Source organism: Achromobacter sp. ISS7, assembly GCF_056523125.1.
In genome coordinates, this window is record NZ_JAWRZD010000001.1 from 538549 (window position 1) to 553372 (window position 14824).

Here is a 14824-nt window from a genome sequence, read left to right on the forward strand (position 1 = left end):
GGCGGCGAGTGCCGCGGCGGCCCGTCTCACGCTCAGGCCGGCGCGCCCTGGGGCGGATGCGCCATGACGTATTCCTGCGCCAGTGCGGTGCTGATGTCGTGGGTCGGCTGGAACGAGTCGGCGCGCGCCATCGACCAGCCCGCGCGGAACACCTGGTGGCGGAATTCGCCGCGCAGCAGTTCGCCCGGCGCCAGTTCCGGGAACAGCGCCGACAGCAGCCGGATCTCGCTGGACGAAATGCGGCGCGCGATATGGTGCGGGCGCAGCTGGTTCGGATGCGTCAGGCCGGCGGCGGCCAGCAGCTCGGCCAGCGCGTGCAGCGTGTTCTTGTGGAAGTTGGCCACGCGCTGGGCCTTGTCCGGCACCACCAGGGCGCGCTGGCGCAGCGGATCCTGGGTCGTGACGCCGGTGGGGCATTTGCCGGTATGGCAGGCCTGGGCCTGGATGCAGCCGATGGCGAACATGAAGCCGCGCGCGGCGTTGCACCAGTCCGCGCCCATGGCCATGACGCGGGCCATGTCGAACGCGGTGATGATCTTGCCCGAGGCGCCCAGCTTGATGCGGTCGCGCAGGTTCACGCCGATCAGCGTGTTGTGCACCAGGCGCAGCGCCTCGCGCAGCGGCGTGCCGACGTGGTCGACGAATTCGACCGGCGCCGCGCCGGTGCCGCCCTCGGCGCCGTCGACCACGATGAAGTCGGGCGTGATGCCGGTCTCGAGCATGGCCTTGACGATGGCGAACCATTCCCACGGATGGCCGACGCAGAACTTGAAGCCGACCGGCTTGCCGCCGGACAGCTCGCGCAGGCGGGCGACGAACTTCATCAGGCCGATGGGCGTATCGAAGGCCGAGTGGCTGGCCGGCGAGTTGCAGTCCTGCCAGGCGGCCACGCCGCGCGCCTCGGCGATCTCGGGTGTGACCTTGCCAGCCGGCAGGATGCCGCCGTGGCCCGGCTTGGCGCCCTGCGACAGCTTGATCTCGATCATCTTCACCTGCGGCGTACAGGCGTTCTTGACGAAGGCTTCCTCGGAGAAGGCGCCGTGCTCGTCGCGGCAGCCGAAGTAGCCCGAGCCGATGTTCCACACCAGGCTGCCGCCTGGCTGGCGATGGTAGCGGCTGATGCCGCCTTCGCCGGTGTCATGCGCGAAGTTGCCCTGGCGCGCGCCTTCGTTCAGCGCCAGCACGGCGTTGGCCGACAGCGCGCCGAAGCTCATGGCCGAGACGTTGAAGGCCGACATCGAATACGGCTGGGTACAGTCGGGGCCGCCGACCGCCACGCGAAAGTCGGTGTCGCCGATGTGGGTGGGCGACATCGAATGGTTGATCCATTCGTAGCGGTCGCCGTAGACGTCTTCCTGGGTGCCGAAGGGGCGCTTGTCGATCTCGCGCTTGGCGCGCTGGTACACGATCGAGCGCTGCGCGCGCGAGAACGGCGAGGCCTGCGTGTCGTCTTCCAGGAAGTACTGGCGGATCTCGGGGCGGATGAATTCGAACAGGAAGCGCAGGTTGCCCAGCACCGGATAGTTGCGGCGGATGGCGTGGCGCGTCTGGATCAGGTCGTACACGCCCAGCAGGCCGAGCAGCACCAGCGGCACGGCGGCCCACAGCCACCAGTACGAGTCCGTGAACACCAGGGTGGTGGTCGCTGCGGCGGCCACCAGGGTCAAGATAAAGGCCGTGAAGCGGCCGGCGATCCATTGCATGGTCCATCTCCGTATTGCGGAATGCAGCAACCATACACCAGGGCGGCTGTAAAACCGGTAAACGGGCGGGGCGGCGGGGCGGCTGCCTCGGACCCGTCCGTCATCTCGGAAACGGCGCCAATGCTGGCGCTGCGGGGCACGGACGTAAAAAAGCCCCCTGGCAGGGGGCCGTTGCTGGAACAGTGTTTCTCAGCAGCTGGATGCCGCGGGGGTCTTTTCGACCGCCAGGCCGAACAGCGGACGCAGGCGCACGCCCAGGGCGCTGCCGGCAAACGCCGCGGGCAGCCACAGCCAGGCATGCAGGCTGCCCGACAGGATGCCGCTGAAGTAGGCGCCGATGTTGCAACCGAAGGCCAGGCGCGCGCCGTAGCCCAGCAGCAGGCCGCCGATGACCGCGCCGGCCAGCGAGCGCGCCGGCACCTTCCAGACCGGCGCGAACTTGCCGGCGGCGCTGGCCGCGGCCAGCGCGCCCAGCATCAGGCCGATGTCCATCACCGTGGTCACGTCCTGGCGCAGCGGCGCGCCCAGCGCGGCCTGCTTGCTCCAGTAGGCCCAGGTGGCCACGTCGCCGCCCATCGCGTCCAGCGCCTTGGCGCCCCACAGCGCGAACGCCGAGGTGATGCCCCAGGGCCGGCCAGCCAGCGCCAGCGTGGCGAAGTTCAGCACCACCAGCGCCACGCCGCCCCAGATCAGCGGCCACGGGCCTTGCAGCAGCGAGGCCGGGCGCGCGGTGCGCGAGGCGAACGAGATCACGTGGCCGTGGCGGCGCTTTTCCAGCACGGTGGCGATCCAGGCGATCAGCGCGAACACCGCCAGGTTGGCGATGATGGCGGGCGCCAGGCCCCAGGTCTTGATGAGCGAGGTCGGCGCCAGCGCGGGCAGGGTCGACCACCAGCCGAAGTTGGCGGTGGCGATGACCGAACCGATGATGAAGAACAGCAGCGTGACCAGCATGCGGGTATTGCCGCCGCCCACCGCGAACAGTGTGCCCGAGGCGCAGCCGCCGCCCAACTGCATGCCGATGCCGAACAGGAACGCTCCCAGCAGCACCGATACGCCCGGGGGCGAGACCAGGCCATTGACCGGCTGGCCGAACAGCGAGCCTTGCGCCAGGAACGGGAAGAACAGCAGCACGCCGATGGCCAGCATGAACATCTGCGCGCGCAGGCCGGCGCCGCGGCGGTCCGACACGAACACGCGCCAGGCCTGGGTGAAGCCGAACGACGCGTGGTACAGCGCCACGCCCAGCAGCGCGCCGACGATCCACAGCGCGCCCTGGCGCCAGCTGACGGTCTGGTTCAGGTACAGGGCGCCGGCCAGCACCAGCAGCAGCGCGATCCAGAGCGGCTTGCGGTTGATCTGGATGGGCGGCAGCGCCGAAGGCAGGGGCAGGGCGGAAGTGTTGGTGCTCATGGAAGAGTCCCGGGAATTCGATAAGGGAAAAGCAAACGGGCGCGTAGCCGCACCCGTCATCGTGGATAAAAGTCTAAAGCCGGTGAATCATTTCTCAAAGCATCTATTTGTGCTTCTTTAATAACTATAAATTATATAAGAATGCGCGGCTCAGGAGATCGGGTGCGCGCTGATCCAGGCGACCAGCAGGCTCACGGTCAGGACGGACAGCACCGTGGACACCAGGATGGCGCGCGAGGTGACGCGGGCATCACGCCCGTACATCTGGGCCAGCATGAAGGGCCCGGTGCCGATCGGCAGGGCGCTCATCAGCACCGCGGTCCAGGCCCACAGCGGCGGCATGGAAAACACCTGGAACGCCAGCAGCGCGGTCACGGCCGGCTGCAGCAGCAGCTTGCCGACCACCAGCCGCAGCACGCCCGGCCCCGGGCTGGCGGTCTCGGTCTGCGCCAGGAACAGGCCGATGGTGACCAGCGCGCAAGGGCTGGCGGAGGCGCCCAGCAACGACACGTAGCGATCCAGCCCTTCGGGCAGCGCCAGTCCGGTGCCGGCCCACGCCAGGCCCAGCACCGGCGCGGCCAGCAGCGGATTGCGCATCAGCGCGCGGCCGACCTTGACCAGCGTGGCGCCCAGGCCGGGCGCCTGCTGGCGGTCGAATTCGATCAGGGCGATGGCAAAGCCGAACAGCACGCTTGCCGTCATCAGCGTGGTGAAGGCCGCCGGCGCCAGGCTTTCGGCGCCGAACAGCGCCAGGCACAGCGGGATGCCCATGTAGCCGGCATTGGCGTAGGCCGCCGCCAGTCCCTCGATGCTGCGGTCCGTCAGCCCGCGCGGGCCGCGCTTGCGCGGCAGGAACGACAGCACGAAGGTGACGGCGATGCCGCCGGCGAACGCGCCGACGAAGCCCCAGTGCGCCATGTGCGCCAGGTCCACCTGCGTCATGGCGCGAAACAGCAGCGCCGGCAGCGACAGGTAGACCACGTAGCGGTTCAGCGCATCGGTGGCGGCTGGCCCCAGAATGCGCCACCGCGCCGCCAGCCATCCGGTCAGGATCAGCGCGAAGACCGGCAGGGCGGCGGTGATGACGGCATTCATGGCGGCGGGAGAAATGGGCGCGAAAGGGCGCTCATTCTACTTGCCGCGCCGGCGCGGGCGTGCGTCCCGAGCGCGTCACCAGCAGGATGCCCAGCGCCGCGAGCGCCATCCCGGGCCAGGCCAGCGGCGGGATCGGCTCGTCCAGCACCAGCAGCGCGATGACGGCGGTCGAGGGCGGCACCAGGAAGAACAGCGCCGACACGCGCGATGCCTCGCCGTGGCGCAGCATGGCCAGCAGCAGCGAGATCGCGACCAGCGAATTGCCCACCACCAGATAGGCCAGCGAACCCAGCAACGGCGCGGTCCAGTCGATGCGCATCGGTTCCAGCCAGAAGGCCAGCGGCGCCGTGACCGCGAGGCCCACGGCGTATTGCACCGTGTTGGACGTGACGGGGTGGGTCTGCACGCCGAAGCGCTTTTCATACAGCGTGCCGCTGGTGATGCAGAGCAGGGCGGCCACCGCGAACACCAGGCCGAGGGTCGAGGCCAGGTCGACCGAGGCCTTGGCGATGATGACCAGCGCCGCGCCGGAGACGCCCAGTCCCAGCCCGGCCCAGCGCCGCGCGTCGACGCGTTCGTGCGCGATCACCGGCGCCAGCAGTCCGATCAGGATGGGCTGCAGCGATGTGATCAACGCCAGTCCGCCGGCGGACATGCCTTGCTTGAGCGACAAATAGGTGAAGCAGAAGTAGCCCGCCTGCAGCAGCAGGCCGACCATGGCCAGGTGGCCCCAGGCGCGGGCGCCTTGCGGCAGCGGCGGCCGCAGCGCCAGCAGCAATGGCGCCAGCAGCGCCACCACACAGGCATAGCGCAACGCCAGGAACGTCATCGGGTCGGCATAGGCCAGGCCCACTTTCAGCACGACGAAGCCGCTGGACCACAGCAGCAGGAAAAGCGCGGGCGCGAATCTCAACCAGGCGGGCGTTGCGGCTTGCGGCATGATGGATGTCAGCTGCGGGAATGGGCCAGCCGCGATGGTACGCCTGTTTCGCCAATGCGCCATCCCTGCGAAAATGCCGGCAAAGGATTCATATTCAGCGGCGACGCGAAGGAAAACAAATGGCTAGCGATAAACCGGCGGTACGCATCACTCTCGGAACCTGGGACCGCCTGCGCGACGACGCGTCATCGGTGCGCTACGACGTGTTCGTGGTCGAGCAGAAGGTGCCGCCCGAGGTCGAGATGGACGACGATGACGCGGTCTCGGTGCATGCCGTGGCCTACGCCGCCGACGGCACGCCGCTGGGCACCGGCCGTCTGCTGCCCGATGGCCACATCGGCCGCATGGCCGTGCACAAGCGCGCGCGCGGCCTGGGCGTGGGCGGCCAGTTGCTCGACGCCTTGATCGGCCAGGGCCACGGCGACGGCCACCGCATGCTGGTGCTGCACGCGCAGACCCACGCCAAGGGCTTCTACGAGGCCCATGGTTTCCAGGTGGAAGGCGAGGAGTTCATGGAGGCCGGCATCGCGCACGTCGTGATGACGCGGGTGCTGGCCTAGGCGCCGCGAAAGATCGGCTGGCTGTCCTGGCTGGCCGGCCACGCGGATCGTCCGGACCGGAAAAGAAAAAACCCCGGACGCTTTCGCGAACGGGGTTTTTCTTGGCGCATCACGACAGGTACCTCGTGATGTAATAATTGGTGCCCAGGAGAGGACTCGAACCTCCACACCTTGCGGCACATGGACCTGAACCATGCGCGTCTACCAATTCCGCCACCTGGGCGCTGATGTCTTACCTTCCGCGTCGCTTTCCGGTTTGCCTTCCACCTTGCGGCTTCTTGTCTTTCGACTTTTTGCTACCGGCTGCGTTTCGTTTCGTGTTCAACAGCAGAGGAACGAGATTATGCATACTTTTTTGAAAGTGTGCAAGTCATGCGGCATTTTTTTCACTTTTTTTTCGATGCGGCCGGCTTCGCTATAGTGTCGCCCCATGTCACGCCCTCTCTGCCTGCGCTGCAAGCGCCCTGAAACCCACTGCCTGTGCGCCCTGATCCCGGCGTTGACGCCGCGCACCCGCGTGGTGGTCCTGCAGCATCCCAGCGAGGCGCGCCACGCGCTGAACACGGCGCGGCTGGCGGTGCTGGGCCTGCAGGGCGCGCGGCGCCTGGTGGGCGAGCGCTTCCAATATGAGCAGTGGGCCGAGCCCGGCTATGCGCCGCACGTGCTGTTTCCCGGCGAGGGCGCCGAGGTGCTGGCGCCGGGGTGCGCCGCCGCGATGGGCGCGCCGGTGCAATTGATCGTGCCGGACGGCACCTGGACCCATGCGCGCAAGCTGCTGCACATCAATCCGCAATTGGCCGCGTTGCCGCGCGTGATGCTGCCGCCCGGGCTGACCACGCGCTATCGGGTGCGGCACGCGGACATCCCGGGCGCGCTGTCCACCATCGAGGCGGTGACGCACGCGCTCAACGCGCTCGAGGCGCCGCATAACTACGATGACCTGCTGCGGCCGTTCGAGGCGTTGATCGATGGCCAGATCGAGGGGATGGGGGCAGACCTGTATGCGCGCCATCACCTGAACCGCAAGGTGCCGTGGCGTTGATGGCGGTCTTGGTGTGCGTGGCGGGGAAGGGGGAAGATTCCGATTGCGGATCGGATCGGGTCGGGGATTCGACGGCTACGAATATCCCGCGCCCTTGCGCAGTCTTCTGCTCGGCACTATATTCAGCCCGCGCAGATCCATTCCGCGTCGCGCAGTGCCATTCAGGCTGAGCAGCCGATATTCACGCCGAGCAGCCCTATTCACGCCGCACAAAGCAAAAACCCCGGAAATCTCGCGATTTCCGGGGTTTTCAACTTTTTTGCCAACGCTGCCTGTTTGATTTCATGCCGATGTGTTTTCATCGCGAACCAAAACAGCCTTGGCTGAAATTCCGTGGTGCCCAGGAGAGGACTCGAACCTCCACACCTTGCGGCACATGGACCTGAACCATGCGCGTCTACCAATTCCGCCACCTGGGCACTGAGACATTGCAGTCAGAACTTTGTGATACGCTGCCACTTCGATTGCATGAGGTTTTTATTCCCATGTATTCAAAGCGTAATTGCAAAACCACTCTACAATCCGTCTGACCATTTCTGCTTCAGTGTTCAGCCTTGGGCGAACCACAGAAGCTGCGCATTATATACGGAAAAATTAGCTTTGGCAAAACGATCGAATAACGAATCGAACAACAACAGATCCACTCCGTTGCCGGAAGCGCCGCCAGACTTCGACCCCGATGTCCCGTCCCGTGAAGCCATCCTGAAGGCGCTGCGATCCGCGGGGGCGCCGTTGTCCCCGGTGGAACTGGCCGAACGCATGGGCGTGGAGCGTCCCGCGACGATGGTGGGATTCGAACGCCGCCTGGGCGCGATGGAGCGCGATGGCCAATTGATGCCCAACCGCAAGGGCGTGCTGCTGCTGGCCACCAAGCTGGATTTCGTGGCCGGCAAGGTGCTGGGCCACCGCGATGGCTTCGGTTTCCTGTTGCGCGATGACGGCGGCCCGGACCTGTTCCTGTCGCCGCGCGAAATGCTCAAGGTGCTGCATGGCGACCGCGTGCTGGTCAAGCCGACGGGCGAATACCGCGGCAAGCCGGAAGGCACCATCGTCGAAGTCATCGAGCGCCGCACCAACAAGCTGGTGGGCCGCTTCCTGCACGAGCACGGCCTGTCCATCGTGGTGCCGGAAGACCAGCGCATCAAGCACGACATCCTGATTCCGCCCAGCGACACCAACGGCGCCCAGCACGGGCAGGTGGTGGCGGTCGAGATCATGGCGCAGCCCACCCGCCACACGCAGCCGCTGGGCCGCGTGGCCGAGGTGCTGGGCGAGATCGACGATCCGGGCATGGAAATCGAGATCGCGGTGCGCAAGTTCGACGTGCCCGTCGAGTTTTCCGAGGGCGCCCGCAAGCAGGCCGCCCGCCTGCCCGACGTCGTCCGCAAGGGCGACCTGAAAGACCGCGTCGACCTGCGCGACGTGCCGCTGATCACCATCGACGGCGAAGACGCGCGCGACTTCGACGACGCCGTCTATTGCGAGGCGGTCGAACTGGGCACGGGCCAGCGCAAGCGTCCGGGCTGGCGCCTGCTGGTGGCCATCGCCGACGTCAGCCACTACGTGCGTCCCGGCGACGCGCTGGACGAAGACGCGCTCGAGCGCGGCACCAGCGTGTACTTCCCGCGCCGTGTCATCCCGATGCTGCCCGAGTCGCTGTCCAACGGCCTGTGTTCGCTGAACCCTGACGTCGACCGCCTGGTGCTGGTCTGCGACATGGTGATCCCGGCCTCGGGCGCCAAGGCCGGCACGGTCACGGCCTACCAGTTCTACAACGCGGTGATGCACTCGCATGCCCGCACCACCTATACCAATATCTGGGCGGCGCTGCAGCAACCCGGCGGCCCGGCGGCCCACGCCATGCGCGCCGTCATGCCGCAGGTGCAGAGCCTGTACGAGCTGTTCCATCTGCTGTCGCAGAGCCGCAAGAAGCGCGGCGCGATCGATTTCGACACCGTCGAGACCAAGATCGTCTGCAACGAGCTGGGCCGCATCGAGCAGATCGTGCCGTCGGTGCGCAACGATGCTCACAAGCTGATCGAAGAATGCATGCTGGCCGCCAACACCTGCGCGGCCGACTTCATGACGCGCAGCAAGCATCCCGGCCTTTACCGCATCCACGAAGGCCCGACGCCCGAACGCCTGCAGTCGCTGCGCGAATTCCTGCGCACCATGGGCCTGTCGCTGGGCGGGGGCGAGACGCCCACGGCCAAGGACTACGGCGACTTCCTCGACTCCGTGCGCGGCCGTCCCGACTACCAGCTGCTGCAGACCATGTGCCTGCGCTCGATGCAGCAGGCCATCTACAGCCCGGACAACATGGGCCACTTCGGCCTGGCCTATCCCGGCTACAGCCATTTCACGTCGCCGATCCGGCGCTATCCCGACCTGCTCACGCACCGCGTCATCAAGGCCTTGCTGGCCGGTCAGCGCTACGTACCCAGCCTGGACGACCAGCCGGTCGTCATCGGCCGCACCCAGCGCGAGCACGAGCACGCCATCTGGGAAAAGATGGGCCTGGTGCTGTCGGCCAGCGAGCGCCGCGCCGACGAAGCCTCGCGCGACGTCGAGGCCTGGCTCAAGTGCTGGTTCGTCAAGGAGCGCGTGGGCGAGGACTTCAGCGGCACCGTCACCGGCGTGGCCAGCTTCGGCATCTTCGTCACGCTGGATACGCTGCACGTCGAAGGGCTGGTGCACGTGTCCGAGCTGGGCGGCGAGTACTTCCAGTTCAACGACGCGCTGCACGAGCTGCGCGGCGAACGCACCGGCATGCGCTACCGCCTGACCGACAAGGTCCAGGTGCAGGTGTCGCGGGTGGACCTGGAGGCGCGCCGCATCGAGTTCCGCCTGGTGCAGGGCACCAGCTTCGACGCCTTGCGCAAGGCGGCCGCGCGCGGCCCTGATGAAGGTCCGCGCCGCGTCAAGAAGGCGGCGGCGCCCAAGCCGGCCGCGCTCAAGGGGCAGACCGCCAAGGAGCGGCGCGCCGAAGCCAAGAAGGCCGGCAAGCCGTCCAAGACCCCGCAGCGCGCCGCGCCGGCCAAGAAGGCGGTGCGCAAGCGTCACTGACGGGCGGCGCTTTGCCGCGCGGCGGCCGGATGCCAGAAACGGCCCGGCCGCGCCTGCGGGGCCAATCGCCTGGGGCGGAGGGCCCATAAGGGGTAACATTGCGGCTATGGCCGGCTGCGTCCGGCGGCCCGCTCCGCTCTGGGGCGGGCATCCGTTTTTCTAAAGGTATTTGCATTTATGGCGTCGACCCAAGTCCTTGCCGGGTTTCACGCGGTTGTCGCGCGGCTGCGCCACGCGCCCGACTCGATCAAGGAAATCTACGTAGAAGCGTCGCGTCGCGACAAGCGCATGCAGACGTTCATCGAACAGGTTGAAAAGGCGGGCTGCCGCCTGCATCCGGTCGCCATGGAGCGTCTCGATGGCCTGGCGCGCGGCACCCGCCATCAGGGCGTGGTGGCGCTGGCCGAGGAACGCCAGCTGGCGGTGGACGTGGACGAAGTGCTCGACGTGATCGAGGGTCCGCCGCTGCTGCTGATCCTGGACGGCGTGACCGATCCGCACAACCTCGGCGCCTGCCTGCGCACGGCCGATGCCGCCGGCGTGCACGCCGTGATCGCGCCGCGCGACCGCGCGGTCGGGCTGAACAGCACCGTGCAGCGCGTGGCCTGCGGCGCGGCCGACACCGTGCCGTACCTGATGGTCACCAACCTGGCGCGCACCATGCGCGGCCTGAAGGACCGCGGCGTGTGGCTGGTGGGCACCGACGACCAGGCGACCGACAGCATGCACCAGATCGACGCGCGCCAGCCGATGGCCTGGGTCATGGGCGCCGAAGGCGAGGGCATGCGCCGCCTGACGCGCGAAACCTGCGATCAGCTCGTGAACATCCCCATGCTGGGATCGGTCGAGAGCCTGAACGTCAGCGTGGCCAGCGCCGTCTGCCTGTACGAAACCGTGCGCCAACGCCGCGGCTGAACCTTCTTTCCCATCGCTATCTTCCTTCCCGCGTAGCCCATCATGCACCAGAACGGCTTTACCACCACGATCCTCCATTCCGACCGCCAGCAATCCGTCGAGCACGGAGCGGTGCACAAGCCCATGCATCCCTCGTCGGAATTCGCATACGCCGACGCGCGCGAGCTGGCCGCGGTGTTCCAGGGCAAGCCGGGCTTTACCTACGCCCGCCAGGGCACGCCGACCACCACGGCGCTGGAAGCCAAGATCAACCACATGGAAGCCGGCAAAGGCACGGTGAGCTTCGCCACCGGCATGGCCGCGCTGTCCGCCATCTTCACCACGCTGCTGCGCCGCGGCGACCATCTGGTGTCGAGCCAGTACGTGTTCGGCAACACCAACAGCCTGCTGGGCACGCTGCTGGAACTGGGCGTGGAGATCACCTTCGTCGACGCGACCGACTCGGCGCAGGTGCGCGCGGCGATCCAGCCAAACACGCGCATGGTGTTCACCGAGACCATCGCCAACCCCGGCACCCAGGTCGCCGACCTGGCGGTCATCGGCGAGATCTGCCGCGAGAAGGGGCTGGTCTACGTCGTGGACAATACGCTGACCTCGCCGTGGATGTTCCGTCCGTCGACGGTGGGCGCGTCGCTGGTGATGAATTCGCTGTCCAAGTACATCGGCGGCCACGGCAACGCCCTGGGCGGCGCGGTCACCGACACCGGCCTGTACGACTGGGCCGACTATTCGAACATCTACGACGCCTACCGCAAGGGGCCGTCGACCGGCTGGGGCCTGACCCAGATCAAGAAGAAGGGCCTGCGCGACATGGGCGGCACGCTCGCGGCCGAACCCGCGCACCGCATCGCGGTCGGCGCCGAAACGCTGGCGCTGCGCATGGCCAAGCATTGCTCCAACGCGCTGGCGCTGGCGCGCTTCCTGGAAGAGCATCGCGGCGTGGCCAAGGTGCATTACCCCGGCCTGGCCAGCCATCCGCAGCATGCGCGCGCCACGGCGCTGTTCGGCGCGCGCTTCGGCGGGCTGCTGGGCGTTGAGCTCGCCGACGGCGTGGACTGCTTCGACTTCCTGAACCGCCTGCGCATCGTGCTGATGGCCACGCACCTGGGTGACACGCGCAGCCTGGCGCTGCCCGCCGCGCACACCATCTACTACGAGATGGGCGCCGAGCGTCGCCAGCAGATGGGCATCGCCGACAGCCTGATCCGGGTGTCGGTCGGCATCGAGGACGAGACTGATCTGCTATTTGACTTCGATCAGGCGCTCAACGGCTGCCTGCAGGGATAATTCACGGGGCGCCGGCGCGGCAGGCGCCGGCCGCAACCCGGGCACGAATCCATGCTTATACAGATCGCCGAAGTTTTCACTCCCGACGAAGCGGCGGCCATCCGCCATCGCCTCGATACCGCAGACTGGGTCGACGGCAAGGTCACGGCGGGCTTCCAGTCCGCCGAGGTCAAGCACAACCGCCAGCTGCCCGAGCAGCATCCGCTGGCGCAGGAACTGGGCAACCTGATCCTGCAGCGCCTGGCGGGCAACAACCTGTTCATGTCGGCGGCGCTGCCGCGCAAGATCTTTCCGCCGCTGTTCAACCGCTACGAAGGCGGCGAGGCCTTTGGCTACCACGTCGACAACGCCGTGCGCGGCATCACCGGCACCGCCGAGCGGGTGCGCACCGACCTGTCGGCCACGCTGTTCTTCTCCGATCCCGATTCCTACGACGGTGGCGAACTCGTCATCGACGACACCTACGGTCCGCGCACGGTGAAGCTGCCCGCCGGCCACATGGTGCTGTATCCGGGCACCAGCCTTCACAAGGTCAACCCGGTGACGCGCGGCGCGCGCGTGAGCTCGTTCTTCTGGATGCAGAGCCTGGTGCGCGAAGACAGCCAGCGCGCCTTGCTGCTCGACATGGACGTCGCGATCCAGCGTTTGAACCAGGACGCGGCCGGTCATCCATCGATCGTGCAACTCACCGGCATCTATCACAATCTGCTGCGCCGCTGGGCCGACGTGTGAGCGGATTTCAGGGCATTGCGCCGGTGTCGCGCAAACCCCGAAATGCGCGTTTTTGTTTATTGCGAAAAGGCCTAAAAGCTAGTATTGGTGCGGCTTGTGGTGAGGTTTTCGCTTGACAGCCGCTCTACGCCAAGGCCTAATACATGTCTGCGTCGCTGACGGTTCGAGGGCTCGAAAGTCCTTGAAACCCAGGCGGCGCAGCAGTTTAAAAGTTGTGCTTTGCAGCGCAAGAAAAAGTTTATCCACTAGTCTGTTCGTCGTTTGTCGGGTCTACGCGCAAGTCGTGATGTCCAGCATGACAGCCATGATGAACTGCACTCCCGGCAGACTCCATACCTTGTGAGGGGTACACCTGAATGAACAAAACCGAACTCATCGATCACATTGCCAGCAAGGCCGATATCTCCAAGGCTGCCGCCGGTCGTTCGCTTGACGCCCTGATCGGCGCCGTCAAGACCACCCTGAAGAAGGGCGGTACGGTCACCCTGGTGGGCTTCGGCACGTTTGCCGTGTCGGCTCGCGCCGCTCGCACCGGCCGCAATCCGCGCACGGGCGAAACCATCAAGATCAAGAAGGCCAAGGTGCCGAAGTTCCGTCCGGGCAAGGCCCTGAAGGACGCCGTCAACTAATTGACGTCAAGGCGGTTGTCGAGGGCACGGCCCCGGTAATTTGCCGACCTATACGCGGTCCGGTATACTCCGGCCCGCGTATTGCTTTTGAGTACCCCGGCTGGCGTTTCATACATCGTTTTTTCGATGGATCCGCAACCAAGACGGGTGCTTAGCTCAGTTGGTAGAGCGGCGCCCTTACAAGGCGTAGGTCACAGGTTCGACCCCTGTAGCACCCACCATCAAAAGCGACAATGCAAGCGAAAAAACAAGCGGTCAGGAATCTCCTGGGCGCTTTTTTTTCGTCCGTCGGTCGCGTGGCGATCGGCCGCCTGTGGTCCGAGATATTGCGGAGCGGGCCGGCCTCGGGTGGCATGCGCCTGCGATCGCGTCAGCGGGCTCGAGATCGGGCACGGATACCGCGCGGGGTGGCGCGGACGGGCATTTTCCTCGTCGGTGTTCGCGTTTGGCCTGCATTCATATCGTCCCGGCGAGCGCCGCGCCTTGATGCGCGTCAGGGTGTTACGCTGTTGCAGACGAAATATGGCGTGCGAATCATTCGCATTTAAGCTATGATGTTTGGCTTGTACCGGTCAGCCGGCGCGGCCTGTCGCGCGCCATTTTTCCTGGCTGGCCAGATAAGTTAATGCACCCTGGCTGATTCATGCCTAGCTTTCAACGTGGTTTGAACTCTTCACCGCCGTCTTCAATTGGTATACGCCTGGGCGCCGGCCTGGCGGTCGTTGCGCTACACGCCGCAGTGGTCTACGCCATTTACCTGGCGCCCGAGAACCGTCCCGAACTGGAGGAGCCCGAGGCCATCATGGTGAGTGTGGTGGACGCGCCCATTCCGCAGGTCGCCAAAGCCGATCCCACGCCGGAGGTACCGCAACCGGTGACGGAAACGCCGCCCGAGCCGCAACCCGAGATCGAGCCGGACCCCGAGCCCGAACCCGAGATCAAGCCCGAGCCGGAACCCGAACCGGAACCGGTCGTCGAGAAGCCGCCGATGCCGGCGCCCAAGCCCAAACCCAAACCGAAACCCAAGCCGCAGCCCAAGCAGGAAGTCAAACCCGAGCCCAAGCAGGAAACGCCGCCGGTCGAGACGCCGCCCGCCGGCGCGGCCGAAGGCGCGCAGACCACGCAGGCGCCGCGGCAAGGGCCGCCGCCCGACCAGATCCTGCAGGAATCGCAGATCGAGTTCCTGGGGGCGCGGCCGATGCCCAACTACCCGATGGCCTCGCGCCGCATGCGGGAAGAGGGGCGGGTGGTGGTGCTGGTTGAAATCAATCCGCAGGGACTGGTCGAACGGGCAACCATCGACGCGTCCTCGGGATTCCCCAGGCTGGATGAGTCGGCGCTGGCCGCCGCTCGCAAGGCCCGCATGAAACCCTATACCCGCAATGGCGTGGCCTACCCCGCCAAAGCAAAAATTCCGTTCGATTTCGTAATGAGGAACTGAG

12 protein-coding genes and 3 tRNA genes are annotated in these 14824 nt (G+C 66.6%); 9 read left to right on the forward strand and 6 right to left on the reverse strand.

The window, feature by feature from the left end:
• Positions 1 to 32: 32 nt before the first annotated feature.
• The 4 genes from AC1HFW_RS02465 to AC1HFW_RS02480 all read right to left on the reverse strand — a co-directional run bounded on the left by AC1HFW_RS02465 (position 33) and on the right by AC1HFW_RS02480 (position 5151).
• A complete protein-coding gene (locus AC1HFW_RS02465; RefSeq protein ID WP_479281642.1) occupies positions 33 to 1703 on the reverse strand; it encodes an FMN-binding glutamate synthase family protein in 1671 nt (556 codons plus the stop codon).
• Between the two features lie 189 nt (positions 1704 to 1892).
• On the reverse strand, positions 1893 to 3116 hold the full coding sequence (locus AC1HFW_RS02470) for a YeeE/YedE family protein (protein WP_006393840.1): 1224 nt from the start codon (positions 3114 to 3116) through the stop codon (positions 1893 to 1895).
• Positions 3117 to 3266: 150 nt separating this feature from the next.
• Entirely contained in the window at positions 3267 to 4211 is a 945-nt protein-coding gene (locus AC1HFW_RS02475) for an AEC family transporter (protein ID WP_061071998.1), read from the reverse strand.
• A gap of 31 nt (positions 4212 to 4242) precedes the next feature.
• Positions 4243 to 5151, reverse strand: a complete 909-nt coding sequence (locus AC1HFW_RS02480; RefSeq protein ID WP_241070542.1) for a DMT family transporter — start codon at positions 5149 to 5151, stop codon at positions 4243 to 4245.
• A 119-nt stretch (positions 5152 to 5270) separates the two neighbouring features.
• Between AC1HFW_RS02480 and AC1HFW_RS02485 the strand changes: the two genes are divergently transcribed.
• Positions 5271 to 5711 carry a GNAT family N-acetyltransferase gene (locus AC1HFW_RS02485; RefSeq protein ID WP_061071996.1) on the forward strand — a complete coding sequence of 147 codons (441 nt, stop codon included), beginning with the start codon at positions 5271 to 5273 and terminating at the stop codon, positions 5709 to 5711.
• 138 nt (positions 5712 to 5849) lie between these two features.
• Here AC1HFW_RS02485 and AC1HFW_RS02490 read toward each other — a convergent pair.
• A tRNA-Leu gene (locus AC1HFW_RS02490) sits at positions 5850 to 5934 on the reverse strand.
• A 207-nt stretch (positions 5935 to 6141) separates the two neighbouring features.
• On the opposite strand from AC1HFW_RS02490, the gene AC1HFW_RS02495 reads away from it, so the two are divergent.
• Positions 6142 to 6753 (forward strand): tRNA-uridine aminocarboxypropyltransferase, encoded by a 612-nt coding sequence (locus AC1HFW_RS02495; protein WP_241074450.1) that lies wholly within the window; start codon positions 6142 to 6144, stop codon positions 6751 to 6753.
• A 334-nt stretch (positions 6754 to 7087) separates the two neighbouring features.
• Here AC1HFW_RS02495 and AC1HFW_RS02500 read toward each other — a convergent pair.
• Positions 7088 to 7172, reverse strand: a tRNA-Leu gene (locus AC1HFW_RS02500).
• Positions 7173 to 7353: 181 nt separating this feature from the next.
• Here AC1HFW_RS02500 and rnr point away from each other — a divergent pair.
• The 7 genes from rnr (at position 7354) to AC1HFW_RS02535 (ending at position 14823) form a co-directional block, all read left to right on the forward strand.
• A complete protein-coding gene (gene rnr, locus AC1HFW_RS02505; protein WP_035360134.1) occupies positions 7354 to 9819 on the forward strand; it encodes a ribonuclease R in 2466 nt (821 codons plus the stop codon).
• A 177-nt stretch (positions 9820 to 9996) separates the two neighbouring features.
• Positions 9997 to 10734 carry a 23S rRNA (guanosine(2251)-2'-O)-methyltransferase RlmB gene (gene rlmB, locus AC1HFW_RS02510; protein WP_479281645.1) on the forward strand — a complete coding sequence of 246 codons (738 nt, stop codon included), beginning with the start codon at positions 9997 to 9999 and terminating at the stop codon, positions 10732 to 10734.
• A 42-nt stretch (positions 10735 to 10776) separates the two neighbouring features.
• On the forward strand, positions 10777 to 12021 hold the full coding sequence (locus AC1HFW_RS02515) for a cystathionine gamma-synthase family protein (protein ID WP_006393847.1): 1245 nt from the start codon (positions 10777 to 10779) through the stop codon (positions 12019 to 12021).
• Between the two features lie 51 nt (positions 12022 to 12072).
• Positions 12073 to 12753, forward strand: coding sequence for a Fe2+-dependent dioxygenase (locus AC1HFW_RS02520; protein ID WP_061071993.1), 681 nt, complete (start codon positions 12073 to 12075; stop codon positions 12751 to 12753).
• Between the two features lie 356 nt (positions 12754 to 13109).
• Complete coding sequence (locus AC1HFW_RS02525) at positions 13110 to 13382, forward strand: HU family DNA-binding protein (RefSeq protein WP_003812968.1); 273 nt, start codon at positions 13110 to 13112, stop codon at positions 13380 to 13382.
• 145 nt (positions 13383 to 13527) lie between these two features.
• Positions 13528 to 13603: transfer RNA gene (locus AC1HFW_RS02530), tRNA-Val, on the forward strand.
• 422 nt (positions 13604 to 14025) lie between these two features.
• Entirely contained in the window at positions 14026 to 14823 is a 798-nt protein-coding gene (locus tag AC1HFW_RS02535; protein WP_050813139.1) for an energy transducer TonB, read from the forward strand.
• Position 14824 lies beyond the last annotated feature (1 nt).